The sequence below is a fragment of the Paenibacillus sp. EZ-K15 genome (assembly GCF_002573715.1).
GTDB lineage: Bacteria > Bacillota > Bacilli > Paenibacillales > Paenibacillaceae > Paenibacillus_AQ.
This window is the reverse complement of the sequence record NZ_PDHM01000024.1, coordinates 1-26,377: the sequence shown is the minus strand read 5'-3', so window position 1 is coordinate 26,377 and position 26,377 is coordinate 1. Positions and strand designations below refer to the sequence as shown.

Here is a 26,377-nt window from a genome sequence, read left to right as displayed (position 1 = left end):
GGTTTTTAAGGCAGGAATACGGTCACAGACGGTTATAGAAGGAGTTATTCAACATGGACACTGTATTAGTGAATGAATATCGGGCGGACATATTAGAGTGCGTCCACAATGGACATATATGTATTGTTAATGAACAAGGAAGCGTTCAGGCTTACGCGGGAGATCCGGAATATGTCGCATTTACGCGCTCTTCGGCCAAGCCGATGCAGGCGATCCCCTCCATCCGCGGCGGGCTTGCTGACCATTATGGACTGACGGATAAGGAAATCGCGATCATGACGGCTTCGCATCGGGCGGAGCCGGCTCACATAAAAGTATTGGAAGGCTTTGCCCGCAAGGTGAATATTAGCGAAGCTCACATGGTTTGCGCGTCCAGCTGGCCGCTGGATGAGGAAAATAAAGAAGCTCTTCTGCGAGAGCGGAGAGACAAGAGTAAATGGTACCATAATTGCTCCGGCAAGCATTATGGCATGCTGGCCTATTGCCAGATGGCAGGATATCCGCTGACGGGATACGATCAGCCGGAACATCCGCTGCAGCAGGAGATCCTTCAGACGATCTCCGATTTGGCCGGACTGGCTCCCTCTGATATCCGGTTGGGAACCGATGGTTGCGGCCTGCCGGTATTTGCCATGCCGCTTCGTGCTCTGGCTACAGCCTATATGAAGCTTGCATCCCCGGAACTTATTGAGGATGAGCCAACACAAAGGGCGGTCATCCGAATTACGGAGGCCATGCATGCATCTCCCTATATGGTGGCGGGAAATCACAAGGTGGACACCCTTCTTTTGGAAGATGATAATATTGTGGCCAAGGGAGGCTTTAAAGGTGTGTACTGCTTGGGTCTGAAGAAGGAGCGCCTAGGCATTTCGTTCAAGATTGCAGATGGCTCTGAAGAAGAATGGGGCTGGGTAGCGGAGTCCATATTGGAGCAAATCGGGTATAACAACAAAACAACCATCGATCGCCTGAAAGCCGCGTATCCCAAGGACTTATACAACGATGAAGGCCTTAAAGTAGGCAGGGTGGAAACCGCATTTAGGCTGACTCATACGTAAGCATGACTGATTAGACCGGAAACCGCCGGGGTATTGATTAGTAAAAACGGCGGAGGTGACCGGCCATGATTAAAATCATGACGGCAGCGGAACGACATACGACCCATAAAGACGGGATTCATAGTGAATTCAGCTTTTCCTTTGGTGATTATACAGACCCACATAACGAGCATTTTGGAAGCTTGCTGGCACATAATGAATATGTGCTTAAGCCGATGGAAGGTTTTGATCGAAGGTTTCATCATGACTTGGTCATTGTCCATTTGGTGCTGGAAGGCACGTTAACGTATGAAGATGATACAGGGAAAGAAATGGAGCTGACACCCGGTTCGATTCATGTCGTGAATACAGGCTCCGGCGTGTACCATGCAGAGAAGAATGACTCATCTTCCGAGGACGTACGCTATCTGGAAATGTGGTTTCTACCTGCGGAGCCGAACCTTGAGACCAGTCATCACCAAGGCGATTTTACAAAAGAACAGCAATTGAACCAGGTGCTTCCGATTATGGGGCCGGGCCACGGGGAGCGTAGCTTGCCCGAGTCGCTGGATGTTGTAATGTACAGTACCATACTGGAGACAGGACAAGAACTGACGTACAGCCTGGCCGAAGGTCGGAGAATGCATTTGTACGTGATTAGCGGTCAAGTCGAAATATCATCGGAAGACGGCATGTTTGATATTACAGCGGGTGACGCGGCCAGGATACAGCGCCGTCATGAGCTGACATTCCGAGGGAACTCAAGTGAGGGGAACTCGGAAGTGGTGATGATTGATATGCCGTAGAGAAGGACAGAAAGCCCCCGGAACTTTGCTTAGATTAGCGAAGTTCCGGGGGCTTTGCTATACAAGGGCTCTTCTTTTTGATCTTTTCAAGCTTTTCGGGCAATGATGATCTATTGGTTCCCACGCAGCTGCCCGAGCTCCGATACAACGGCTTCCACTTCCGATATACTAAGGTTTTGCTTATTCATGACCATGTCGTACAAATCATAAATATCATCATATTGGTTAACCGAGAAGGCGGAGGCTTGCATAGCAGCCCCTGTAGCCATCCGAAGCTTGGTTTTAATCTGTTCAATCATATACTCGACATTGGCTTGGGATTTTTCACTCAAATCCATGGATTAACACCATCCTCTCATAGGCGGATTTACGATTTTCGTCCCTGTATTGTACCATGTTACCGTGCGGCTCGACCAATGTTTTTGCCATCGGAGACAGAGATAGGTTAAAATCAGGAAAAAAAGGTTTTTCAGGCTGCGGGAGCAAGGCTTCAAGCGATGTAATCAAGGAGGAGGTCCGTCATGAGCGAACAAGCCGGCAAGACGCCAGGCGTACAGGCTGTAAAAGCTAAAATGTCGGGGCATGAACTAACGGATTTTTTTCGGTCCATTTCGCAGCGGCATGCGCTGGACAGCATCGTATTTTTATGTATAGGCACCGACCGTTCCACAGGAGATGCACTTGGACCGCTCACAGGAAGCCGGCTCATGGAATACGGTTTTCCGCATGTGATCGGGACGCTGCCCGAGCCGTGTGACGCCTTTAATCTTGAGTCAAGGCTTCAAGGTATACCTGAAGACAAGGAAATTATTGCCATTGATGCATGCCTGGGACAAGCCTCGTCAGTCGGATATTTCTTTACATGCGATGGCCCGCTGACGCCTGCCCAGTCCGTCGGCGGGAGGCTTCCGGCAGTGGGAGATTACAGCGTGGCAGCGGTTGTGAACGTCCATGGACCGAAGCCATATTGGACTCTCCAAGTGACGTCCCTATACCAAGTCATGGGGATGGCGGAGCAGATAGCAAAGCAAGCCGCTATAGCCTTTGGCCTTTAGGCCGTAAGACACGGCGTTTCAGCCGGTGTTGTTTTTGTTTAATAATAGATCATTCTTTATAAAATAATGGGTGTCTATCACATGGCATCCGCTGAATAGAAAGAAGGGTATCGCTATGGAAAAAGTACAATGCAACGGCAGCACGATTTGTTATGTTGATCAGGGACAAGGTGAGCCAATCATTCTGCTTCACGGTTTCTGCGGAAGCTCCGCCTACTGGGAACAGGTCCTGCCATTTCTTCAAGGCTTTAGAGTCATTGTACCGGATCTCCGTGGTCACGGGCGGTCTGATGCACCGATGGGATCGTATACCATTGAACAGATGGCAGACGATGTGCTGCTATTGATGGATGAGCTCGACATCCCGAAGGCAGCATTACTCGGTCATTCCCTCGGAGGATACATCACGCTCTCCTTCGCCCAGCGTTACGCTTCTCGTTTGAACGCCTTCGGCCTGATTCATTCCACAGGCTACCCGGATTCGGACGAAGCGAAGGAGAAGCGGGTGAAGGCGGTCAGCACCATCCAAGGGGAGGGCATTACGGCTTTTGTTGACGGATTGGTGCCCGGCTTATTCGCTCCGGATACGAAGGATAACAAGCCGGAATGTATTCAGCGGGCGAAGGAGATAGGCTATCTAACGCCACCTCAGGGAGCGATCGGAGCGGCGCTGGCGATGCGTGAGCGTCCGGACCGACGCGATGTGCTCTCGGCGTCCATTCTGCCTATTCTGCTGGTAGCCGGGGAGAAGGACGGATTGATTCCGGCAGAGCGTACCTTTACGACAGACCATGACAACGTGACCCAATTTGTAATCGAGGGCGCAGGACATATGAGTATGATGGAGACGCCTGAGAAGCTCGGCGAAGTCATCACTTCTTTCATGGGACGGCTTGAACATGAATAAACGCATGAGAATCTTTCGATAGTTTATAATGAACGGATACCCCCTTGCGGGATATCCGTTTTATTTTTGTGCCCAGCGTACTCTCCGTCGTTCGCTTGTCCGGCCGTTGAAATAGAGCCGAGAATGGGGGGAGGGCCGGCTACTGGAATTCTGGCCCCGGATAGCCTACAATTTAATCGTGATCCGGTTTGGATGTGGACCCGGCAAGATCAGAATACGCTGCATTTGTCATGGATGCAGGTTGGGGGTGGGCGAATGTTTCGCAGGGATTATCTCGTGCGGCTAATTGAGGATATGACACAGATGATTGCCAAGGTGTTTTCGCTGAAGCAGGAGCGCAAGCACACAGAAGCCCTATGGGAGCTGGATGAGCTCTTCAAACGGCAGTTCCGGTTGAATTCAGAGCTGCTTCGCTCATTGTCCGCTGCCGATATTGAACAGTTATTTCGGAGTCATGGTTATCTGGAAGCGGACAAGCTGCAAAGCGCCGTCAGGCTTATGGAAGAGGAAGCATCCCTGCTGCTTGAGCTGGAGCGTGAAGAAGAAGCTGTTATGCTCTATACCAAGGTTTTTCAGCTGTATTTGAAGTCGGCCCTGCAAGGAGCGGATTTGAAGCTGATCGGGTTGACGGAACGGATCGGTATGGTGAGAGAACGTTTAAGGTCATACGCATTGCCCGAGACGGCGATGCGGGATTACTATGCATATACGGAGCAGCAGGGGATGTACGCGGAAGCGGAGAACACCCTCTACCAACTGCTGGATAACGGCAAGATGGAATATGGCGAAGCCGTACAGTTCTATCAAAGATTGCAGCTGAAGCTGCCCGAGGATTTGGCGAAGGGCGGGCTTCCGCTGGAGGAAGTCTACGAAGGAATGGATGAGCTTAACCGTCGTTTTCCACATGCAGCGGTGAACGGTGACAAGTCGTTTACCTAAGCGGGATTAACCTGTCTATCACATAAAGAAAGCGAGATGTGCCTTTTGGATGCATTAAGAAAATTGATTCATAACATCATGGAAGAAGGCTCGTTGATCACGGCTACGCTAAGCCAGCTTCGCAAGCGGGAAGGCATGACTTACAGCAAAGTAACGGTTAAGCCCGTAGAGCTCAAGAATAAGCTGCACTACCAGTTCGCCTATTATTCCGGAACCAAAGTCACCCATCAGAACGTGCCGGCGGATGAGGCGGAGGCGGTGTTGGTTGACATGTTCGAGAATGTATTCCGGCAAGCGATGATGTATACGCCGGAAGCGGATTATCAGGTACTGATCTCGAAGAAATACAAGGTTTCGATTCTGACCAAATCCGCCTCCAAGACCAAGACGGATTTGTCTCATAACCGGAAAAAGACGTATATCCTTGAAGAGGGAGAGCCCGTTCCGTTTCTGGTGGAGCTCGGCATCATGAGTGAGGACGGCAAAGTATTTGCTCGCCGGTACGATAAGTTCAAACAGATCAACCGGTTTTTGGAGATGGTTGAGGATGTGCTTCCCCACCTGCCGGAGGACCGTCCACTGACGATCGTTGATTTTGGCTGCGGCAAATCCTATCTGACCTTCGCTTTATATCACTATTTGGCGGTAACCGCGCGCAGAAAGCTGAATATTGTCGGATTGGATCTCAAGGCGGATGTCATCGAACACTGCAGTATGCTGGCGAAAAAACTGAACTACACCCAATTGCAGTTTCTTGTCGGTGACATTGCGGAATATGACGAGCTGGAGCAGGTGGATATGGTGGTCACGCTGCATGCATGTGATACGGCAACAGACGCTGCGCTGGAAAAAGCGGTCCGTTGGGGTGCTTCGGTTATTCTGTCGGTGCCTTGCTGCCAGCATGAGCTGTTCTCCCAAGTCCAAAGCCCTGTTATGGAGCCGCTGCTGTCCCACGGTATTCTGAAGGAACGATTCTCGGCGCTTGCCACGGACGCCATTCGAGCCAAGCTCCTCGATCTGATGGGCTACAAGACACAGCTGCTGGAGTTTATTGATATGGAACATACTCCGAAAAATATATTGATCCGTGCGGTTAGCGGTTCTGCCGGAGATCGCGATCAGCTGTGGCAGGAATATACCGCGTTCCGCGATTTTTTAAGCGCCTCGCCATATCTTGAGCGGGCGTGCAAGGACTTGCTGCCGGATACGTAAAATAACATCATGTTGATCTCAGAAAAGCGATGAAAGTGCAACTGCACTTTCATCGCTTTTTTAAGTATCAGAAAGTATAAACTTCGAAGCTTGGACTTCCAGATATCGCAAGAAAGTTTGGCATCGAGCAGATATCTTCACCCCCGCTTGCGGTGATTTCGATTCTGCCGGGGAACATCTAAGCGTGGTCTTTTCTTCTGAGAATGTACGTCAAAATAGACACTTTTTCTTATGATGGCATTCGAAGCCTTAATCTAGGGGATCAAGCGGCCTTATAGCCCGATGAGATCACAGACGCTGCTTCAAAGAATAACGACGTAAGTCCTTGTCCACAATGGCTAATAGCTGGTTTGGCCAGAAGGACGGATGCCGTGTAAGGAGCAGCTGAGGTTGAATGGTTATGCATGAGAACGGGGGCGTTGGTTCATGGCAAGGAAGACCCCACATCGTAATTGCGGGATGATGCTGATTGTACTTGTCTTGGTGGCAGGTATCCGGAGCGGAATGTTTTTTGATGGGGATATCTATGGGATCGGAGCGGGTTTTGGAGTGCTTCTGCTGCTTATGATGGGAACTAAACGGCATGGTGGAATCCAAGGTCAGGAGGTTCATGGCATTGGCATGATGCCTGGATTGGTTAATTTGGATAAAGGTTTGCGAGTGGTGCTTGGGTGCATCTGCGGAATGATTCTCATGTATGTGCTTCATGCAATCGGGCGACCACTCTCCCTGGAAGGCACGATGAAAGAGATCATCCTGTGGGGAAGCTACGGCTCCTTTGCAGCTGTCGCCTGGCGTATATGCCGTGCAGGTGATGGCTTACGTATGATGCAGGCGGGTTGGCATCTGATGGGTGCTGTGCTTTGCGGCGGTGCTTTGCTTGCCGTATATGGGCTTTTGGAGCTGCCGTATGGGATCTATCATACGGCGGATGCGGACATCAGCGCGACGGGCGCGAGGCTTGGTGGCCTGCTTCAGTACCCGAACACGTTCGGGGCCGTGATGGCCGCCTTCCTGCTGGAGCGGCTGTTCGCGCTGCCGTCCGTCCTGCGGAACGGGACGGGCACGCTCCGCGCAGCGGCTGCCCTGCTGCCGCTGCTGCCCTACACCGCCGCGCTGCTCCTGACGGAGTCGCGCGGCGCCTGGCTCGCGGCCGCCCTCGCGTGCGCGGCCGGATTCGCCAAGGAGCGGCGTGCTTTCGCGCCGCTCCTGGTGGCTGCCGCCGCGCCATTGGCGAGCGCGGCGCTGCTGTACCGCCAACTGGCGGAGGCCAAGCTGGCGCCAGCCGTGCTGCCCGGCCTGCTATGGCTGGCCGGGCTTTGGGCCGGCGGCGTCCTCGCCGGCCTGCTGCTGTGCCGCTGGCGGCACAGCGGGGGCCCGCGGCGGGGGTATGCCGTGCCAGGGGCCCTGGGGGCTGCGGCGCTGCTGGCTGCCGCAGCCGGAGCAGTGATCCTGCATCAGGTGCAGGATCGGACTCTGGGCGGCGCGGCAACGTTGAGCGCGCGCCGCCTCATGTACAGCGACGCATGGCAGCTGGCCCGGTCGTCGCTGTGGCTGGGACGGGGAGGGGAGACGTGGCGGCAATCCTACCTTGCCATTCAGTCCCAGCCCTACGTGGGTGCCGAGGTGCACAGCGGATATATGGATATCCTGCTGAATGCGGGAGTGATCGGGTTTCTGCTTGTCCTTGTTCTGGTTAGCTTTATAGTTGCGAGGCTCATTGCTGTGAGCTCCCGACTCATGCCCGCTGCCTTCGTGCTGATCGGACACGCGGCGGTGGACTTTGACTGGAGCTTTGGCCTGGTATGGCTGCTGCTGCTGTGGCTTACAGTAATGGGCTTCGCTGCGGCCTCTTCTGGTCGGGAAGTACAGAATGGCCCTGACACAGCTCAAAGACGCAAACCCTTCAAAATAGAGAAGAAGCTGCTAGCCGTTTATGAAGGGAACCAGGGAAATCGGTCGTTACAGTCGCTGCCACTGCTCAGGGTTACGACGATCGTTCTGCTCGCGGGCTGGGTTCTTCTCGCTGCTGTGCTGGGCATCAGCGAGGTCAAAGAGCGTGGGGTCGCCTCGGAATCGCCCGCACGGCAGATCGCCCTCCTCCAATCCTCGTTAAGGTGGAGCCCCGCCAACACGGAGGCGGCACTGAGCCTGGCGGATTGGCTTCCCCCAAGTCAGCGAATCCCGCTGCTGATGGAAAGTTTGGTGTATGCACCGAATCACCCGGGGCTGAGCTGGAAACTGGCAGAGGCTTACTCGCTTAGAGGTGAATCGGAAGAGGCGGCAGCCTGGTATATAGCGGCCATCGATCGGGATCGGTTCAATTCAATCAAGCAAACCCGAGCCGTGCTGAAGCTGGCTTCCCTCGCAGATTGGCACCGGACGGCAGGAGATTCCGCCAGATCGGTTGAAGCGGCTCGGGCTGGATTGGAGATTTTGAAGCGCTATCGGTCCCTTGCAGCCGATCTTTATGAGATGGATGATCATCGAAATGACCGGGAATTCGATCTGTCTGTGCTTGCGGTACGGCAGGCCAACCGATTGGAGAAAACGCTGAAAGGGGGAACGCGGAAGCATGCGGCAAGGCAGCCAGTGGAAGTGAATATCCCCCGCCAGCGATAACGCGAATCGTGCCCTATTTGTCCATTTCACAACAGGCAACGGACAAGGAAGAGCAGTGTTATCCGCCGAAGGCATCCCGGAAAGCCGAGGCCAATTGACGTTCCGGAACCTCCCACAGCTCGGCCAGTTCGCCGCAGACTTCCTTTTCCCACCAGTCGCACAAAAGTTTCTTATTACTGTGGTTTTCGTGGATCCAGATCAAATTGCCGATAACCTTCCGGTAATACAATTCTTCACCTTGCTTCAAGGTTTCCGGAGGAAGGTACAGCTTGAGACGTTTGGTCGTGCGGTATAATTCTTTGCTGCAGGCCCGCCGTATGCCGCGCGGGGAGGGGGGCTTGCGGCCAGGTTGTTTGGCATGGGGAGAATGCATGCGTGACTCACTCCTTTTGCTTCACCATATGTCCCGAAACGGGCGAAAGTCACTGTGCCGCTTATAATTGGGCGCAGTAGAAGGCATGTCCCGGGCTGTGTTAGAATAGGCTAGTATAAGAAATCAACGTAGGGAGAAAGCGGGGGACAAGCGTGGAGTTCTTATATGAGGCCATAGGCCGATTGTTTGAATGGATCCAGCAGTTGGGCTATTTCGGAATCATGCTCGGTTTGATGGTGGAGGTCATTCCCAGTGAGATCGTACTCGCCTATGGCGGTTATCTGGTATCCTTGGGTGAGGTGCATTTTCTCGGAGCCATGCTCTTCGGTACCGTTGGCGGCGTGCTCGCACAGTTGTTTATTTATTGGATCGGCCGTTATGGAGGCAGGCCCTTCTTGGAGAAGTACGGGAAGTACATATTGATTAAGAAGAAGCATATCGATTACGCCGAGGAATGGTTTGGCAAGTACGGCACCGGCGTTATATTTACGGCACGGTTTGTACCGGTGGTACGGCATGCGATTTCCATACCGGCAGGCATCTCCAAGATGCATGTGGGACGGTTTACGCTGTTGACCACCCTGGCCGTTATTCCATGGACGGCATTATTCTTATACCTCGGATTGCTTCTGGGTGATCAATGGGAGCATATTGACGAGAAGGCAGGGCCGTACGTGCAGGAAATTCTGCTGGGAGCATTGGCCGTCATGATTCTTTATTTTTTGATAAAATGGATAAAAACATCGAAGGGGAGGTCGAAATAACGAATGAGTATGAATATGGCAAATCATTTGGGGACAGGCATATCTCCACAGCAATTTATGGACGGCATGCAGAAGAATCAGGAGACGTTCAAGGCAGGGTATGAACAGTTTGTCTGGGAGAATGAAGACGATAAAGAGTTCTTCGAAAGCCTGAATTTCCGGGATGACCTGCGGGTCCTCATTCTGGCAGCGGATTGGTGCGGCGATGTTGCACGCAATATACCTGTCGTATTCCGTGCGATGGAGACGGCGGGGATGGAGACTGAAGTGCTGATTATGGAAGAGAATCTGGACGTCATGGATCAGTTCCTGACCATGGGCGGACGCTCCGTTCCGGTTGTTATCTTTTCGGATACTGGAGGACATGTTCTCGGTACATGGGGACCGCGTCCGGCGCATGTTCAGAAGTTTATGATTGAGTTTAAGCAGAACAATCCGGATCGTGAAGCACCGGACTATCAGGACAACCTTGCGGTCACACGACAAAGCATTATTCAAGCCTACGGGGAAGGGTATGAGTTTCACGCTGCAATCATTAAGGAATTGCGTGAACTTATGTCAGGGTTCTAATTATGACACTTCATATTGAGACTTTTAATTTAGGCCCGCTTCAGACGAATGCGTATTTACTGACAGGGCCTGCAGAAGGCAAAGCAGTCATCATCGACCCTGGCATGAACCCGGGAGCGCTGTTGAAGCGAATAGCCGATTTGGAAATTGAAGCGATCCTGCTGACCCATGCGCATTTTGATCATATGGGGGGTGTCGAGGAAATCCGCAAGCTGAAGGGCTGCCCGGTTTACCTGCACACCCTGGAGAGTGAATGGCTGTCCAATCCGAAGCTTAACGGCTCGATGATGTGGCCACAGGTAACGGAACCGCTGTCCACCGAGCCGGCTGAGTACGATTTGGCGGATGGACTTGAGCTGCAGCTGATCGGACATACCTTCAGTGTCTTTCATACACCTGGCCATTCACCGGGAAGTGTGAGCTTCAAATGTGGAAATGATCTGTTTTCCGGCGATGTGCTGTTCCGTCTAGGCGTTGGGCGAACGGACCTTCCTGGAGGTCGTGAACGTGATTTGATTGATTCCATTCAAAATACGCTGTATAGCTTCCCGGATGAAGTCGTTGTGTACTCGGGCCATGGACCCCGGACAACCATTGGCTATGAAAAACAGCGGAATCCTTACGTCCCTGTCAGCCGATAAGATAGCTTCCGACATAAATCGGGAATTTTTGTCTGGACAAACATAGACAACATTGATACAATACGGTTAATTAAATGTTACCCTTGCGAAGCACGCAGACTGTGGAATTTATCCCGGTTTGCGTTCTTTTATTTTATGGGGAGTTTTTTTGGCATGGACGTGATTAGGGGGAAGCGCCAGTGAGGAAAGATCATCTATCGCTGTTGAACGGAAGGGCTACAAGAAGCGAAGCGATTGATCGACAATCGGAGTCCCGCCGGCAGACCCAGACGGAAATATCCTCGGTTGTCTGGGACAGGCTGGTAAAGGATGAAGGGATAGCGCAGCAGCCATGGCATCATCGGCTGCAGGTTATAAGATCTAATCAATAGATCGACATACGAACATGACACCCTCATCATGAACTACATGTGTTCTTTCTATTGGAGAGGGCAGCCGGTTATTTGCCGGCTGCTTTTTTTTGAGTTTTTTTACAGATATCGATGAATTTCTTGCCGTCCTGATTGAATTTAAATAAATGATATCATTCGGTATACGATAAATATAAATATTCATTTGAACGATTGACTGCCGGTAATCGTATTACGGTGGAATGTGAAAGAAGGTGATGATTTCATCATGATCCCTGATGAAGCGGGTTTGATACGACAAGCGCAATTAGGAGATGCAGCGGCTATGGCGCTATTATTCAAGCAGCATTATTCCTTTCTTTATAAATATTTGCTTAAGGTGACGATGGACCCGATGGTTGCAGAAGATACTGCACAGGATACCATTGTTCGATGCATGGAGAATATGGACCGTTACAACGGAACGTCATCTTTTTCCTCATGGATGATAACCATTGCTACTCGATTGTTCATCGATAGTACCCGGCGAAGGAAGCGGGAGAAGAAATGGCTGGAGCAGGAGGCGGTTCAGTCGGCAAGGCGGATGCGCTGGCAGATGGAGCGGCGGGGAGAAGATTGGACAGACATGCTGGATGGATTATCGCGCTTATCCGAAGATCACCGGATTGCCATACTGCTGAAGCATTATTACGGTTACAGCTATGATGAAATCGGAACCATGCTTGGCATTCCCGAGGGAACGGTAAAATCACGAACAGCCTACGGTATCAAGCAGTTGCGAAAGGAGATGGGTGATGATGGTCAAAGGGCCTGAGCATGTGGATGATGCTTGGATTGAAGGATTGACTCAAGAGTTGAAAAGAGTAGATGAATTGTTTGAGGACGTGCCGTCGCCCTCTCTGGAAGGAATGCACAAGTTGGCCGTTCATACCTTGGAGCGGCGCCGGCGCCGGATGAAATACGAGTTGATACTCTTTCTTCTGATTGCACTCTTTATCGTTGGTGGCGGATTGATGGCTGCCTTGGCGGCGCCGATGATCCTACTGTTTATTCACGGGTTCGGCATGGTTGCCGGGATTTCTGTTCTTGTATTTTCCAAGAGTCTGAGATCTGCCGGAAAGAAGGGAATCTGATGAATGAAGTTAACGAGAGCCCGCTGGGAGTGATCATCCTTGCCGTTGTGCTTGTGCTGATCCAAGGGACATGGCTTTTCCTGGATGCCAGGAAGCGGGGGCTTGGCAAGATGGCCTGGTTCTGGGGGATATGGGGGTCTACGACAATGCCAATGCCGCTGCTCTTTTACTGGATATTCGTCATCCACAAAGATGACCGCAAGTCTTAAGTTCTTACATTATATATGGAAAATTAGGGGGATTAAGAATGGATATGATTTGGGGATTGATCTGGCCGATCCTTGCACTGCAAGTGATTCTCGCGGTGACAGGACTTGTATCTCTGTTCAGGGCAGAGCCTGCGAGTATTCGTGGAGCGAGATGGATGTGGGTGCTCATTATACTGCTGGGCAACCTGATTGGCAGCGTTGCTTATTTCGTTGCGGGGAGGCGAGAAGTTTGACGGAGAAGCTTTTAAGCATTCATGAATTGACCAAAAGCATAGGAAGCATCACACCGGTCAAGGGTATCTCATTTGAATTGCAGCGTGGAAGCTGCACCGCCCTGCTTGGTCCTAATGGTGCCGGCAAAACAACCACATTGCGGATGTTGGCTGGATTGATACCTCCAACCCGGGGGGAGATCCGATATGGATCAGCCGATACGCAAACGATCGGCTGGCGTAACCGTATTGGTTACTTGCCTCAGTACCCGAAATTTTATAGCTGGATGTCGGGCATGGAGTACTTGTCTTTCAGCGCCAAGCTGTCGGGATTATCCGGACGAGAGGCTATTAAGCGAAGTCGGGAAGTCATCGAAATGGTAGGCCTGCAGCAGGCGGCTAAACGCCGAATATCCGGTTACTCCGGCGGAATGAAGCAGCGGCTTGGCATTGCTCAGGCACTTGTGCATGAGCCCGAGCTGATTATGCTGGACGAGCCGGTATCGGCGCTTGATCCGATCGGGCGCCGTGAGGTTATGGATCTTTTGGATCGCTTGCGCGGGGAAGTCACCGTTCTGTTCTCTACCCATGTGCTTCACGATGCGGAGGAAATTTGCGATGACATGGTACTGATGGTAGACGGGGAAATTGCGGAGAAAGGCGCCCTTAGTGAACTTCGCACGAAATACCGCCAGCCGGTCCTATCGATTGAGGTTGAACCGGGGGAGCGGGAGGTTGCTTGGCTCGACAGTCTTGCGAGCCGTCCTTATGTGCATGAGATCGAGCTCGGCAAACGCGGCGCCAAGCTGATGGTGACGGATATGGATGTTGCGCGTGCTGCGTTAATCAAGGAGCTTGCCGATGACGGAATCGAGCTGCTTCGTTTTGAAGCGGGCACGTCTTCGCTCGAGGATATGTTTATGAAGGTGGTGGGCTCATGAAGCCGTTCTGGATTTATTATCAAAAAGAAATGCTCGAGGCAGGTCGGACCTATAAATGGATTTGGGTCCCCGCGGTCTTTCTGCTTCTTGGCATTATGCAGCCGGTATCCACTTATTATTTGCCGGAGATTCTTACCATGGCCGGGGAGTTGCCCCCGGAGGCAGCGGCGTTATTTACTGTCCCGCCCGCTGAGAGCGTGATGGCATCAACCTTGAGCCAATTCAGTACCATCGGCCTGCTGGTGCTTGTGCTGGCCGGAATGAACACGGTAGCAGGGGAGCGGGCCACCGGCACGGCTGAGCTTGTTCTCGCCCGCTCGGTATCCACGATTCCCATGATGGCTGCCAAATGGGCTGCCATGATGACGTTGATGGTCGTTTCTTTTGCGCTTGGGCTTGGCGGTGCTGCTTATTACACGTATCAGCTCATCGGTCCTTTGGAATGGGGAGCGGTTACCAGCGGCGGAGGTTTATATGCGGTATGGCTGGCCTGGATCGTAACGCTTGTGCTGCCGCTCGGCGCCTTCCTTCGCGGGCCAGCTGCGGCCTTCATCAGCTTGGCCGTTGCCGGCGTACTTTCGCTCTTATCCGGGCTGCTGCCCTCCCGCGTTCAATGGAGCCCGGGCCGGTTAAGCAGCATGGCCGCGGAGCGAATCCTTGGCATAGGGAGCAGCGCGTGGTCACCGATACTCGTTGCCATGCTGATTATGGTGGTGTCGATTATCGTTGCCGCCAAGCTGCTCAGAAGGAGTCCATTGTCCCCGCAATCCTAGTTTCCATGGGAGATTCAGGTTTTATCTGAATCACATGGACATCTCTATCTTTTTTTAGTAGACTATGAAGACAAGAAAAACGTCTATCGACGTACGTTATCAGAAGAGAGACCGTATTTAGCGGAAGTTTTTCTTGCGAGATAAGGATGATAAGCCTCTGAAGTTTATATTTTCTTATCTCTTAAAAAAGGATAGACAACTCAGGAGGTAGACGATGCTGCGTTTAGGGGAAAAGATTACAATCGTTGCGGACGCCTTTGAGCAGAATCTTCCAATCGGTCAATACGGTTATATCATCGCTTATGACCGAAATCCGGACAATGCGTTCGATTACGTCATTCGGATTCCGAGCCTCAACCGTAATTTTTTTGTTCCGGCAGATGATGTAGAGCTGGAATCAATCGTGTTGAAACAGGAAGCCGAGCGGGTCGAGCGGGAAGCGCTCATCGATTTCGCCCTGTCGACATATAATGAGAAGCTGTTTCATCAAGTGATGAACGGCGAGTTGGAAAGTGTTGAAGAGGAAGAAGAGACTAAGGAAGCAATATCCCAGGCGGATTTCATCAAACAAGTGAATCTTCGTGCTTGGATTTAGAAGAGTCGGCTGAGGCCGACTCTTTTTTGATGGGATGGAAAAGTAACTTTGAAGCAGCAAGCTTCAAGCTGTTTGGATTGAATCTTGCATGCTTCTACAATATAATGAGAAAAGTTGTCGTGACAGACTTTACCCCTTTAACTGGATAGGGGCATGAAGGAGGATGTAAAGCCATGAGCATTACCGATAAGGATGTTCAGCATGTAGCGAAGCTGGCCCGTTTGAATTTGACGCCTGAAGAAGAGCAGATGTTTACCGGCCAACTGAATGCGATTTTACAATATGCCGAGAAGTTAAATGAATTGGATACAGAAGGTGTTGAGCCGACTACACACGTGCTTCATCTCAGCAATGTCATGAGAGAAGACGAAGTACGCGAGAGCTTGCCCATCGAGAAAGTGCTGCTTAACGCACCGGATGAAGAAGACGATCAAATTAAAGTACCTGCTGTTTTGGAATAGCCTGAAGGGAGGATACACACTTGAGTCTGTTTGATTATAAGTTAACGGAGATACATAATAAGCTGCAGAATAAGGAGCTTTCTGTAACCGATCTGGTTGACCAAGCTTTTACTCGTATTTCCGAACGTGAGGATCGGGTGAAGGCATTTATTACTTTGGACGAAGAAGGTGCACGTTCATCCGCCAAGGCTTTGGATGAGAAGCTGGCTTCAGAGGGGACGCGCGGGCTGTTGTTCGGGCTTCCTGTCGGAATCAAGGATAATATCGTGACAGAAGGACTTCGCACCACATGTGCAAGTCAGTTTTTGTCCAATTTCACACCGGTTTATGATGCGACGGTTGTCGGTAAATTGCGTGCAGCGGATACGGTGACAATCGGCAAGCTGAACATGGATGAATTTGCAATGGGAGGCTCCAATGAGAACTCCAGCTTCTACCCGGTGCGAAACCCATGGGATTTAGATCGGGTGCCCGGTGGATCCAGCGGCGGCTCGGCTGCGGCTGTAGCTGCAGGTGAAGCATACTTTGCGCTAGGGTCGGATACAGGCGGTTCCATCAGGCAGCCTGCCTCTTATTGCGGTGTCGTGGGACTGAAACCAACCTATGGCCTCGTATCCCGGTTCGGCCTTGTTGCCTTTGCATCATCGCTGGATCAGATCGGACCTTTGACGAAAAATGTGGAAGATTCCGCGTATGTCCTGCAAGCGATTGCCGGCTATGACCCAATGGATTCGACATCTGCCAAAGTGGACGTGCCTGACTATCTGAGCGCGTTATCCGGAGATGTTACGGGTCTTCGCATTGCCGTGCCTAAGGAATACCTGGGCGAGGGCGTTGACGCTGAAGTGAAGGAAACCGTCCTGAATGCACTGAAGGTGCTCGAAGCAATGGGCGCTACCTGGGATGAAGTTTCCCTGCCACATACCGACTATGCGGTAGCAACGTATTATTTGCTCGCTTCTTCGGAGGCTTCTTCGAACCTGGCCCGCTTTGACGGCGTACGCTATGGCGTTCGTTCCGACAATGCAGGCAGCCTGATCGACCTGTATCATGAGTCCCGCAGCCAAGGCTTCGGCGATGAGGTGAAACGCCGCATCATGCTGGGCACCTATGCGCTTAGCTCGGGCTATTACGACGCCTATTATTTGAAGGCACAGAAAGCCCGTACGCTCATTAAGCAGGACTTCGATAAAGTATTCGAGCAATATGATGTCATCATCGGACCTACAGCTCCGACTACGGCTTTCAAGCTGGGAGCTCAGGTGGACGATCCGCTCACGATGTATTTGAATGATATCCTGACGATTCCTGTCAGCTTGGCAGGTGTGCCGGCAGTCAGTGTTCCTTGCGGATTCGCGGACGGACTGCCCGTAGGTATGCAAATTATCGGCAAAGCCTTTGATGAGTCGACCGTACTGCGCGTCGCACATGCCTACGAGCAAAATACTGAACACCATAAACGGCGCCCTGAACTGTAAACCGGCGGCAGAGAAGGAGGGAAACAATCGATGTCTACATCAAAATATGAAACGGTTATCGGATTGGAAGTGCACGTAGAGCTGCATACGAATTCCAAAATATTTTGCGGCTGCTCCACTGCGTTTGGAGCCCCGCCGAACACGCATACATGTCCCATCTGTCTTGGCCATCCCGGCGTGCTGCCCGTATTAAACCGCCAGGCTGTGGAATATGCTATGAAGGCTGCGATGGCGCTGAACTGCACCATCGGCGATATCAGCAAATTTGACCGCAAGAACTATTTCTACCCGGATTCTCCGAAAGCATACCAGATTTCCCAGTACGATCAGCCGATCGGTGAAAACGGCTGGATCGATATTGAGGTGGATGGGAAGACGAAGCGAATCGGGATTACCCGGCTTCATCTAGAGGAGGATGCCGGTAAACTCACGCACGTGGATGGCGGATATGCTTCCTTGGTGGATTTTAACCGCGTAGGAACGCCGCTCGTTGAGATCGTGTCCGAACCGGAGATCTCATCGCCCGAGGAAGCCAAGGCTTATCTGGAGAAAATACGTGCGATTATGCAATACTGCGACGTCTCCGACGTGAAGATGGAGGAGGGTTCGCTTCGCTGCGACGCCAACATCAGCCTTCGTCCATGGGGACAGGAAGAATTCGGCACCAAGGCCGAGCTGAAGAATATGAACTCCTTCCGCGGTGTACAGCGCGGTTTGGAATATGAGCAGTACCGACAAACGGAAATTCTTGATGAGGGTGGCGTGATCGTACAGGAAACCCGCCGCTGGGACGAAGCACAGGCAAAAACCTTCTCCATGCGCGGGAAGGAGCAGGCGCACGACTACCGTTATTTCCCGGACCCGGATCTGGTATCAGTGCATATTAGCGAGGAATGGAAAGAAGCGATTCGTGCGACGATTCCGGAGCTTCCGGATGCCCGTAAGGCACGTTATGCTTCGGAGTATGGATTGCCGGATTATGATGCTGCGGTCATTACGTCGTCCAAGCTGCTCGCCGACTTCTTCGAGGACAGCTTGAACTATACGAAGGATGCCAAATCCGTATCGAACTGGATCATGGGAGATTTGCTGGGTTATTTGAACTCGAACAATCTGGAGCTGTCTGAAGTGAAGATCACGGGCCAAGGTCTGGGCGAGATGATCGGATTGATCGAGAAGGGAACCATCAGCAGCAAAATCGCCAAAACCGTCTTCAAAGAGATGCTGGAGAGCGGCAAGCTGCCTGCGCAAATCGTTGAGGAGAAGGGCCTCGTCCAAATCAGCGATGAAGGTGCGATCAAGAGCATTGTCGAGCAGGTGGTTGCAAACAATCCGCAATCCGTGGAGGACTACAAGGCAGGTAAACAGAAAGCGATCGGCTTCCTGGTTGGTCAAGTGATGAAAGAGAGCAAGGGGAAAGCCAATCCTGCGCTGGCCAACAAACTGCTGGTTGAGGTGCTGAACGGATAATCAACGTTTATCCGTCATGTTCCCGAATTGTTTTTAGATAATGGGAGCTTGCCCCGCATCAGGGGCAAGTTCCTTTTTAAGATATCAGAAATAATAACTTGGGTTAGGGGATGAATATATGATAAGAGCATTATCCTTGGAGGATAGGGATACCGTCCAGCAGATATGGAGTCTGCAGCACATGGCGTACCCTTTGGAAGCTGAATTAATTGGATTCTCAGAAATCCCTCCGCTGCAGGATACCTTCGATACGATCCGTACGAGCGGGGAAACCTTTTTTGGTTATATAAATGAAGAAGGCGATCTTGTCGGAGCTATTGCGGTAGAGCCGGAACAGGAGCAGGTCACCATATCACGGATGATGGTCCATCCGGGTCATTTTCGCAAAGGCATCGCGGGGACTTTAATTCGATATGTGTTGGAATCCTACAAGGAGGCACCCATGTTCGTGGTCTCGACAGGGACGCGCAATACGCCTGCAGTAACGTTGTATGAGAAATTCGGGTTTGTAAAGAATCACGCTTTTGAGGTTGCTCCGGGCGTGGAATTGACCGAGTTCCATCTTCATATACAATGAATGATATAGCATAAGCGATTGAAGCCGACGTGAGGGGAGTATCGTTCTTTTGAATAATCCTTGGGTGATAGATAATGTATCCATTCTATTAAGATTGCTGCTGGCTATGCTGCTTGGCGGCTTGATCGGTTTTGAACGGGAACGTTCCAACCATGCTGCAGGATTGCGCACGCATATATTGGTATGCTTGGGTTCTACACTTATTATGCTGTTATCCATTTACGGTTTTTCTGATTTTGTAGACGAGATTAACGTTCGGATTGACCCTGCGCGCTTGGCAACGGCCGTCATTACAGGGATTGGCTTCTTGGGTGCCGGTACCATTCTGTTTACGGGTAAATCCATTACCGGATTAACCACTGCTGCGTCCATCTGGGTTGTGGGAGCCGTAGGGTTGGCGGTCGGGGCTGGCTTTTATTTTGCCTCGATTGTATCGACCGTACTAATTCTTCTTAATCTGGTTGTCTTCAATAAGCTGGAGCAGCGTTACATCCGCGGCAGCAAACTACATCTCATCACTGTCCATGCAGCGAATACGCCGAATATTTTGGAGGACATATCCGCTGTTCTGGAGGAACAGGAATTCGTGATCAAGAAGCTTATCGTTAACGAACGAAGTAGTGTGGCATACGGGGAGCTGCAGCCTGCGGTATTAGGGCTCGAAATTTCGCTGCACGTCTTGACCGATCGCAAATTCGAACCGATGGAGATTACCCGGCAGTTGCGGGGAGTCGGTCATGTAACGATGGTAACGGCTGAATAGGATATGGAATGAACCATAACAAACGGCAACTGCTGAACCACCGGCGGTGCCGTTTTTTTGCGGGCTTGCCGGCCTTCTGTGGACGGTCTATCCAGTTTTTTGCCAGTTACTTCGGCTCCTCGTTGGGGTACTATCAAAGAAAAACATCGTAAAACAACGCCTGTCCCAGGATGTTTGGAAGGAGGCGAGAAGTTTATGAATCCAACACCCGAACCACAGACCGAAGTCAGCAAGAAGAAACGGCATCAGGTCCAGGTTAAGCGTCACCCGGGGCTGCAGCGAAAAAAGCGGAAGTTATATGCACTTCTATTAGCCGCTCTCATTCCGGGCCTGGGTCATTTATACCTCGGTATGTACCGCAAGGGGATAACATTTATTATGTTGCTGCTGCTGGATATATCGGCGCTTTTATATTTCTCTTCCATCGGTATGCAGATCAATGTACCGCTGCTTGTCGTCCTGGGTCTTCTGATTCCGGTAGGGTATTTCTATAACGTGTATGACGTGCTGCAGGCAGCAGAATATATTATTTCCCGAAAAAAACGTGGTGAGGTAGCCGCTGCCTCCGAGGACGGAAGAGGACGGAACCATCCGTTCCGGGGTGAACGGGGAATCGCTTTTGGCATCATGTTGGTTGTTACCGGGACCCTGCTTATTTTGTTTCATCAGAAGCCGCCTTGGCTGCAGACAGGAATCCGCGACTATGGTGCGGAAGCCTCTGCCATCATGCTGATCGTTATCGGGATATGGGCAGGCATCCGGGAAGCTCTCCGGCACCGAAGAGACAAGGGCAAGTTCCTATAACGCACACAGTGTACGGTGATAGCTGCCCAACAGATGAGGGAGGAGACGGATGAAACATAAAATTAGAGTGGGACGATATACAGCCGCTTTGCTGCTTGTATGTACAGGCGTTTTATTGCTGCTGGACGAGTGGAGAGGCACGGATTATATATTTACGCTCCAGCGTTGGTGGCCGCTGTTGTTTATCCTGCTCGGCGTTGAATATTTAGTCAGGTACACGCTGTCGCGTCTCTTAGCCAGAGGCAAAGAATTTCGGTTTCGGCCAGACATGAGGGGGATTTTACTGGCAGTGGCTGTTACGGCCTCCGTATTCGTCATTTCCCAGCAGGAGCATTTTCTCCATCTCTGGAACCGGGTGAGCCTGAACTTGACGGCAGCGGGAGTGGATTACAGCGAAGCTGAAGATAACCGGTTCCAGAAGCCGATATTGGAGATTCCGGTGGAGCTTGGAACCGAGAAAATTATCGTTGATCACTTAAACGGGGATATCTCCATCACACGGCAGGATGTAGACGATATCAAGGTGGAGACGGAAGTGTGGGTCGATCATGAGCAGCCCGGTTTAGCTGAAGCGATCGCTGAGCAGTCGACGATCGAAGTGGGGGAAGGCAAGACGATCACGATTCGTTCCAAGGGGAAGGCCTATGGAGAATCGGGTAAACGGCAGCCCCGTATGAACGTGAACATCGCGGTTCCGGATGATCGACGATTCAATTTTGAGATACGGACGATGAACGGAGCCATTACGTTAAACCGCGTGGAAGCGATTGAGAATATTTTGCTGGAGAGCGGTAATGGGCCTATTACGATGGATCGGATATACGGAAATGTTACGGGCAAGACCTTAAATGGCGAAATTACGGCGCGCGGCGTTACCGGTAATATTAAAATGTCCACTAATCGTGGGAATATGCTGGCCGTCGACATTACGGGCGAAACGGATTTAACCACGCAAGTAGGGAATATGACGGTAAAGCGAACGACCGATCTTATCCGGGCTCAGACGAGGAACGGCAATATTCTGATCAGCGGGGCAGAGTCGCAATTAAGCGCTGAATCTCTCAATGGTGGAGTGGCTATACGTTCATCCCGCATTGGCGGCGATTGGAATATATACAGTGCGGTTGGAGAGATGAATCTTCAGATTCCGCTCGAGGGCGATTACAAGCTAGAAGGGACGATTAGCTACGGCAGAATTCTGACGACGCTGCCCAATCTCTTGATCGAACAGAAAACCATCTCCGGTGAATCCGGTACAGGCGAACATTCCATACGTATTGAGGGAAACAGTAATCTGAACATCTACCGAAGCTATCCGGAGCAGGAGGAAGGCCGGAACAGCGGGGGCTGGACGCCTCTGCCGGATTGACAACAATCCAAGAAACGCCGTACAATGAAGTCTAAGAACGGTATAGGTTTTGTAAAAACCAGTTAAACTTGAAGGCGGTGGGCAACCATGGGAACGTCCGTACAGCATGCGCTGGAACAACTGAAAACGACCGGTGTCCGTATCACGCCGCAACGTCATGCGATTTTAACGTATCTGGTGGAATCTATGTGCCATCCGACAGCGGATGATATTTATCGGGCTCTGGAACCTAATTTTCCTAGTATGAGCGTAGCCACAGTATACAACAATCTAAAAATGTTTATTGAAGCCGGCATGGTGCGTGAGCTGACGTACGGGGATAACTCGAGTCGTTTTGACGCCAACGTATCGGATCATCATCATGTTATATGTCAGAGTTGCGGTAAAATCGAAGATTTCAGCTATCCGTCCCTTGAAGATGTTGGAATACAGGCTGAGAAAAGCACCGGGTTTGAAGTAAAGGGACTACGAATGGAGCTGTATGGGCTCTGCAAGTCCTGCCAATAGACGCCGGTTATTATAAATGAACGTGCGGAATGAACCATTCCACACGTTTTTATTTTTAAGGGCGTTATTCTGTATCAAGGGATTAGTCATGAGCAAGAGTGAAATGGGGGAGTAGGTTGGCAAGAAGAAGATATCGGGGAAAGAAGAGGCGTACGAGAGGAAGCTCTTTCTTTCTGGGGTTGTTGTTGATTGCGGCGGGGGTCTGGTGGGTTGTTACCACATTATTTCCGAACCAGACCTATACCGTGCCGGACTGGCGTGGAATGGACAAGCCGATTTTTGTTCAGGGGGAACTGAAGGAACAGCCTGCACGGGGCTCCGGCGAAGAGCTGCTGCTGCCGATAACGGTAATTCAGGAGAGCGTGGATGCCAACATCCGTTATGAGCAGAAAACGGAATCCGTCATTGTAACGACTTCGGAATCGGTATTCCGCATGAAGATGGACAGCACGAAGGGCGAGCTGAACGGCAAGGCGGTCAGCATTCCCTACGCACCTAAGCTGATTGACGGCATTGCCTATGTTCCGATTAAGCCGCTCAAACAGCATTATGGTGTGGTCGTTCACGAGGACACGGAGACAGGCGCCATCATTCTGATGCGTGCGGGGGATTCGATTCAGCTTGCCGAGGCAGCACCCGGTAACCCTGAGGACACCGTGGCTCTGCGCGAGAGCGGGGAGAAGAGGTCTCCGATTGTACTGGACATGCCGGCCGGTGAGCGGCTTCGCGTATGGCGTGAAGAAGAGGGATGGTTATTCGTTCAGGCGGATAACGGGTATACGGGATATGCTCTTAAAGAGCATATTAAACTTGGGGACGTGAAGGAACTTCCGTTGCTTGCGCAGACTCCTTCGCGGGCAGAGCTGGAATGGAAGGATCAGTCAGTCAATCTGGCATGGGAAGCTGTTTATACCAAAAATCCCAGCACGGATCGCATTGGCGAACTGCCCGGTGTCAACGTGGTCAGTCCGACCTGGTTCAACATTGCGGATGGTGAGGGCACGGTCAAATCCAAAGCCGTTAAGCAGTATGTAAGCTGGGCCCATAACAGGAACATGGAGGTCTGGGGTCTGATGGACAACAGCTTCGACCCTGATATGACAACCGAGGCGCTGTCTACTTTTGATAGAAGATCACATATTATCAAGCAGATGCTGTCTTATGCCAAGCAATATAAACTCGACGGAATCAATATCGACTTTGAAAATGTCCATACCAAGGATAAAGATCATGTCGTTCAGTTCGTGAGGGAAATGAAGCCGCTGGCCAAAGCCAGAGGGCTGATCGTTTCTATTGATGTTACGCCAAAATCCAACAGCGAGATGTGGTCGCTCTTTCTCGATCGGAAGCGGCTCGGAGAGACGGTTGATTACATGATGGTGATGGCTTATGACGAGCACTGGGCCGCGAGTCCGAAAGCGGGATCCGTATCTTCATTGCCATGGGCCGAGCAGTCGGTAAGGCGAATCATGGAGGAGGACGCGGTACCGTCGTCCAAGCTTGTGTTGGGCGTACCGTTATATACACGGGTGTGGACGGAGACAAGCGAAGCGGGAGAGACGAAGGTATCCTCGAAAGCGATTGGAATGGAGAAGCTGCAGACCCTGCTTAAAGAACAAAAAGTGAAAGGTACGCTTGATGCCAGTACAGGGCAGAACTATGTTCAATTCACAGAGGGAGAATCCATCAAGAAAATATGGATGGAGGACGGCACTTCTTTGCAGTCCCGAGTGAATATGGCCAAAAAACTGAAGCTCGGCGGCATTGCTTCGTGGAATCGAAGCTTTGCCATTCCGGAAACCTGGCATGTTTTAAAGACCATACATGATTAAGGATGAACAGAACTTATCTTCATATCATAATAAAGAACCCGGTTATCGCGAGGATGACCGGGTTCTTTGTGTTTAATCGTCTTACGAGTTGCGAATCCTATTGAATATGCAGGTTCTGCAAATCCCTTTAGGATTTGGTCTGCTGGGCTTCAAGCTCTTCTGCTGTGATGTTGGCCTGACCTGGATCCAGTGTCAAAATCGTATGGCAGAACATGCAGCGGTCGGTTTTTCCCAACATCTTGGTCAATTTATTGCATTCCGGGCACTGAATTTGGACGGCACTCGTGGATAACATACCAGCCCAGAAGTAAATGCCGAGACTCCCCAGCATCATAATCAGGCCAAACACCAATCCGATTCCGGCAAATATTTTGCCTGCTTGGCCGAAGAATACGATTCCGGCTGTACCAAGCACCATAAGGCCCATACCCAGCATCGTCAGCAGCAATCCCCAAGTGCGGAAGGCGTTGATTTTTGCGTTCTTAAAGATCATGGCTCGAAAACTCCTGTCATTCAAATAGTTGTTTATGAAATAACGTGAACCGAGAAATGAAATCTTGTATTTTCGTTTGTCGTCTTCATAAGATCTTATCTCCTAAAAGAAGGAACTTACATGGACATGTAGAATTACATTATAACTGAAATGGCTGAAATTCGCCAAGGAATGTATGGAGGGAAACGTGGAATTAACCAACTTTTCTTTTTATTATGGAAATACGGTTGATGAGGAAGCTGTAGGGGCGATAGCATACCGTAATTCGGACAAAAGGCAGCAAGGATTACTTGTTTATGATTTTGAGGTCAATATTGTCGTCGTGTATGACGGAACACCTGATGAGCCTCCCATCCAGCATTCTATTGTAGGCGGGGAACGCTGCCAGGTTGTAAGTATCGGACTGGACGGTTTGCATCGGGAACTCCTGAGCGGCACACACAAAGTATTGATCAAATGCTTCCTAGAAGGAGATATCATAAAAGACGATCAAGATCGCCTGTCCAATCTGCGCCGTGATTTCCTTAGGTTTGCTGAACCGTTCCGGGAGCAAAAATTGTTTATTGGTTTTGCCCACTTTCTACAAAAGTATATGGATGCCAAGATGCACTTGAAGGAAGAGCGGGTTCTGGATGCTTACCATACTCTATTAGAAGGTCTACATCATTGGGGGCAGCTGGAGCTGATCGAGCGGGGGATTCATCCGGAGTCGGCTGTTTGGGAGCAGATTACAGGATTGAATACACCCGTCCGCAAATTATATGAAGAGCTTACGGTCAGTACGGAAACGCTCGGGCAGCGAGTGGAGCTGGCCCTGCTGGCCTATGAATTCTCCATGATATCCAAGCTAGAGAGCTCAGCAGCGCTGCTGCTTCGCGTTTTAAGAAGCCGGCGGAATCCTTGGACGATACAGGAGCTTATTCTTCACCCTGAGCTGGCACCTGTATGCAAAGAGCTGCCGATTGTAATGCGCAAGCTGGTGTATCAATCACTTGTGAAGGAAGTTCCGCTATGGAGAGGAATTCGATCTTATGGATCTGAAGCCATCCGGTACTACACCGACTAAGGAAGGACGCGAGTCCTTCTTTTTTGTGCCGAAGCATTTGATATAACGGTTATAAAACAGCATCTAAGGAGACAGTATCTAACGTTAGTGTAGAAAAAAGATGTTCTTAACCGTGCAAAGATGTCTTAGGACGTTTGTTAAAAGAAGCCTGAAAATAATTTGGTGAATTATGTTGACGAGCCACCTGTTTCTGTGATAAATTATAACTCGCCCCTTCGAAAGGGACTTTGATAATTCGGTTAAGAAAATGTCGAATTAAAAAGTTTTCAAAAAAAAGTTCTTGACGAAACGATGGGCACCATGATATATTATAAAGGTCGCCGCTGAAAACGAGTTTTCGGCGAAAGACAAAGAAGTTGATCTTTGAAAACTGAACAACGAGTGAGTAAAACGGACCACTTCGGTGGAACGTTGAAAT

32 protein-coding genes are annotated in these 26,377 nt (G+C 50.9%); 28 read left to right on the top strand and 4 right to left on the bottom strand.

What is annotated here, in order from left to right:
* Positions 1 to 53: 53 nt before the first annotated feature.
* Together CRG97_RS28385 and CRG97_RS28380 are read left to right on the top strand one after the other, a co-directional pair.
* Complete coding sequence (locus CRG97_RS28385; RefSeq protein WP_098748938.1) at positions 54 to 1,058, top strand: asparaginase; 1,005 nt, start codon at positions 54 to 56, stop codon at positions 1,056 to 1,058.
* 65 nt (positions 1,059 to 1,123) lie between these two features.
* A complete protein-coding gene (locus CRG97_RS28380) occupies positions 1,124 to 1,843 on the top strand; it encodes a pirin family protein (protein ID WP_098748937.1) in 720 nt (239 codons plus the stop codon).
* Between the two features lie 110 nt (positions 1,844 to 1,953).
* On the opposite strand, the gene CRG97_RS28375 is transcribed toward CRG97_RS28380, so the two are convergent.
* Entirely contained in the window at positions 1,954 to 2,181 is a 228-nt protein-coding gene (locus tag CRG97_RS28375; protein ID WP_015737472.1) for a DUF1128 domain-containing protein, read from the bottom strand.
* 183 nt (positions 2,182 to 2,364) lie between these two features.
* Here CRG97_RS28375 and yyaC point away from each other — a divergent pair, with 183 nt between their 5' ends.
* From yyaC to CRG97_RS28350, 5 genes are all read left to right on the top strand, one after another.
* Entirely contained in the window at positions 2,365 to 2,898 is a 534-nt protein-coding gene (gene yyaC, locus CRG97_RS28370) for a spore protease YyaC (protein WP_098748936.1), read from the top strand.
* Between the two features lie 115 nt (positions 2,899 to 3,013).
* A complete protein-coding gene (locus tag CRG97_RS28365) occupies positions 3,014 to 3,805 on the top strand; it encodes an alpha/beta fold hydrolase (RefSeq protein WP_098748935.1) in 792 nt (263 codons plus the stop codon).
* A 255-nt stretch (positions 3,806 to 4,060) separates the two neighbouring features.
* Positions 4,061 to 4,744, top strand: coding sequence for a DUF6483 family protein (locus CRG97_RS28360; RefSeq protein ID WP_098748934.1), 684 nt, complete (start codon positions 4,061 to 4,063; stop codon positions 4,742 to 4,744).
* A gap of 36 nt (positions 4,745 to 4,780) precedes the next feature.
* Positions 4,781 to 5,956, top strand: a complete 1,176-nt coding sequence (locus CRG97_RS28355) for a class I SAM-dependent methyltransferase (protein WP_098748933.1) — start codon at positions 4,781 to 4,783, stop codon at positions 5,954 to 5,956.
* A 426-nt stretch (positions 5,957 to 6,382) separates the two neighbouring features.
* Complete coding sequence (locus tag CRG97_RS28350; RefSeq protein ID WP_098748932.1) at positions 6,383 to 8,578, top strand: O-antigen ligase family protein; 2,196 nt, start codon at positions 6,383 to 6,385, stop codon at positions 8,576 to 8,578.
* A 58-nt stretch (positions 8,579 to 8,636) separates the two neighbouring features.
* Here the strand turns inward: CRG97_RS28350 and CRG97_RS28345 are convergent, their stop codons facing one another.
* Entirely contained in the window at positions 8,637 to 8,951 is a 315-nt protein-coding gene (locus tag CRG97_RS28345; RefSeq protein WP_098748931.1) for a hypothetical protein, read from the bottom strand.
* A gap of 152 nt (positions 8,952 to 9,103) precedes the next feature.
* Here CRG97_RS28345 and uptA point away from each other — a divergent pair, with 152 nt between their 5' ends.
* From uptA to CRG97_RS28245, 20 genes are all read left to right on the top strand, one after another.
* A complete protein-coding gene (gene uptA, locus CRG97_RS28340) occupies positions 9,104 to 9,715 on the top strand; it encodes an undecaprenyl phosphate transporter UptA (protein WP_098748930.1) in 612 nt (203 codons plus the stop codon).
* Positions 9,716 to 9,718: 3 nt separating this feature from the next.
* Positions 9,719 to 10,285 carry a thioredoxin family protein gene (locus CRG97_RS28335; RefSeq protein WP_098748929.1) on the top strand — a complete coding sequence of 189 codons (567 nt, stop codon included), beginning with the start codon at positions 9,719 to 9,721 and terminating at the stop codon, positions 10,283 to 10,285.
* 2 nt (positions 10,286 to 10,287) lie between these two features.
* Positions 10,288 to 10,926, top strand: coding sequence for an MBL fold metallo-hydrolase (locus CRG97_RS28330; protein ID WP_098748928.1), 639 nt, complete (start codon positions 10,288 to 10,290; stop codon positions 10,924 to 10,926).
* A 179-nt stretch (positions 10,927 to 11,105) separates the two neighbouring features.
* Positions 11,106 to 11,297, top strand: coding sequence for a hypothetical protein (locus tag CRG97_RS28325; RefSeq protein ID WP_098748927.1), 192 nt, complete (start codon positions 11,106 to 11,108; stop codon positions 11,295 to 11,297).
* A gap of 247 nt (positions 11,298 to 11,544) precedes the next feature.
* Positions 11,545 to 12,090, top strand: a complete 546-nt coding sequence (sigY, locus tag CRG97_RS28320; RefSeq protein ID WP_098748926.1) for an RNA polymerase sigma factor SigY — start codon at positions 11,545 to 11,547, stop codon at positions 12,088 to 12,090.
* Entirely contained in the window at positions 12,071 to 12,409 is a 339-nt protein-coding gene (locus CRG97_RS28315) for a YxlC family protein (RefSeq protein ID WP_237566604.1), read from the top strand. The genes sigY and CRG97_RS28315 overlap by 20 nt, the downstream gene beginning before the upstream one ends.
* Positions 12,409 to 12,618 carry a hypothetical protein gene (locus CRG97_RS28310; protein ID WP_071219592.1) on the top strand — a complete coding sequence of 70 codons (210 nt, stop codon included), beginning with the start codon at positions 12,409 to 12,411 and terminating at the stop codon, positions 12,616 to 12,618. The genes CRG97_RS28315 and CRG97_RS28310 overlap by 1 nt, the downstream gene beginning before the upstream one ends.
* A 38-nt stretch (positions 12,619 to 12,656) precedes the next feature.
* Positions 12,657 to 12,851, top strand: a complete 195-nt coding sequence (locus CRG97_RS28305) for a PLDc N-terminal domain-containing protein (protein ID WP_098748924.1) — start codon at positions 12,657 to 12,659, stop codon at positions 12,849 to 12,851.
* A complete protein-coding gene (locus tag CRG97_RS28300) occupies positions 12,848 to 13,771 on the top strand; it encodes an ABC transporter ATP-binding protein (protein ID WP_098748923.1) in 924 nt (307 codons plus the stop codon). The genes CRG97_RS28305 and CRG97_RS28300 overlap by 4 nt, the downstream gene beginning before the upstream one ends.
* Entirely contained in the window at positions 13,768 to 14,544 is a 777-nt protein-coding gene (locus CRG97_RS28295) for a hypothetical protein (protein WP_098748922.1), read from the top strand. The genes CRG97_RS28300 and CRG97_RS28295 overlap by 4 nt, the downstream gene beginning before the upstream one ends.
* 214 nt (positions 14,545 to 14,758) lie before the next feature.
* On the top strand, positions 14,759 to 15,139 hold the full coding sequence (locus tag CRG97_RS28290; protein ID WP_071219588.1) for an ATPase: 381 nt from the start codon (positions 14,759 to 14,761) through the stop codon (positions 15,137 to 15,139).
* A gap of 173 nt (positions 15,140 to 15,312) precedes the next feature.
* Positions 15,313 to 15,600: an Asp-tRNA(Asn)/Glu-tRNA(Gln) amidotransferase subunit GatC gene (gene gatC, locus CRG97_RS28285; RefSeq protein WP_071219587.1), complete on the top strand. Its 288-nt coding sequence runs from the start codon at positions 15,313 to 15,315 to the stop codon at positions 15,598 to 15,600.
* 20 nt (positions 15,601 to 15,620) lie between these two features.
* Positions 15,621 to 17,078 carry an Asp-tRNA(Asn)/Glu-tRNA(Gln) amidotransferase subunit GatA gene (gatA, locus tag CRG97_RS28280; RefSeq protein ID WP_076325449.1) on the top strand — a complete coding sequence of 486 codons (1,458 nt, stop codon included), beginning with the start codon at positions 15,621 to 15,623 and terminating at the stop codon, positions 17,076 to 17,078.
* A 30-nt stretch (positions 17,079 to 17,108) separates the two neighbouring features.
* Entirely contained in the window at positions 17,109 to 18,548 is a 1,440-nt protein-coding gene (gene gatB, locus CRG97_RS28275) for an Asp-tRNA(Asn)/Glu-tRNA(Gln) amidotransferase subunit GatB (RefSeq protein ID WP_098748921.1), read from the top strand.
* Between the two features lie 118 nt (positions 18,549 to 18,666).
* Entirely contained in the window at positions 18,667 to 19,125 is a 459-nt protein-coding gene (locus CRG97_RS28270; RefSeq protein ID WP_098748920.1) for a GNAT family N-acetyltransferase, read from the top strand.
* Between the two features lie 49 nt (positions 19,126 to 19,174).
* The gene (locus CRG97_RS28265) at positions 19,175 to 19,888 is read left to right on the top strand and encodes an MgtC/SapB family protein (protein ID WP_076325452.1); all 714 of its coding nucleotides are present in this window, start codon (positions 19,175 to 19,177) and stop codon (positions 19,886 to 19,888) included.
* A gap of 195 nt (positions 19,889 to 20,083) precedes the next feature.
* On the top strand, positions 20,084 to 20,692 hold the full coding sequence (locus tag CRG97_RS28260; protein ID WP_098748919.1) for a hypothetical protein: 609 nt from the start codon (positions 20,084 to 20,086) through the stop codon (positions 20,690 to 20,692).
* Positions 20,693 to 20,741: 49 nt separating this feature from the next.
* Positions 20,742 to 22,061, top strand: a complete 1,320-nt coding sequence (locus CRG97_RS28255; RefSeq protein WP_098748918.1) for a DUF4097 family beta strand repeat-containing protein — start codon at positions 20,742 to 20,744, stop codon at positions 22,059 to 22,061.
* An 87-nt stretch (positions 22,062 to 22,148) separates the two neighbouring features.
* Positions 22,149 to 22,568, top strand: coding sequence for a peroxide-responsive transcriptional repressor PerR (perR, locus tag CRG97_RS28250; protein ID WP_098748917.1), 420 nt, complete (start codon positions 22,149 to 22,151; stop codon positions 22,566 to 22,568).
* A 116-nt stretch (positions 22,569 to 22,684) separates the two neighbouring features.
* The gene (locus tag CRG97_RS28245; RefSeq protein WP_098748916.1) at positions 22,685 to 24,400 is read left to right on the top strand and encodes a glycosyl hydrolase family 18 protein; all 1,716 of its coding nucleotides are present in this window, start codon (positions 22,685 to 22,687) and stop codon (positions 24,398 to 24,400) included.
* 127 nt (positions 24,401 to 24,527) lie between these two features.
* On the opposite strand, the gene CRG97_RS28240 is transcribed toward CRG97_RS28245, so the two are convergent.
* Positions 24,528 to 24,893 carry a YgzB family protein gene (locus CRG97_RS28240; RefSeq protein WP_076325456.1) on the bottom strand — a complete coding sequence of 122 codons (366 nt, stop codon included), beginning with the start codon at positions 24,891 to 24,893 and terminating at the stop codon, positions 24,528 to 24,530.
* Between the two features lie 187 nt (positions 24,894 to 25,080).
* Here CRG97_RS28240 and CRG97_RS28235 point away from each other — a divergent pair, with 187 nt between their 5' ends.
* Complete coding sequence (locus tag CRG97_RS28235; protein ID WP_098748915.1) at positions 25,081 to 25,959, top strand: nucleotidyltransferase-like protein; 879 nt, start codon at positions 25,081 to 25,083, stop codon at positions 25,957 to 25,959.
* A 106-nt stretch (positions 25,960 to 26,065) separates the two neighbouring features.
* Here CRG97_RS28235 and CRG97_RS33900 read toward each other — a convergent pair.
* The coding region (locus CRG97_RS33900; protein ID WP_237566603.1) for a hypothetical protein at positions 26,066 to 26,377 on the bottom strand (312 nt) is incomplete at its 5' end.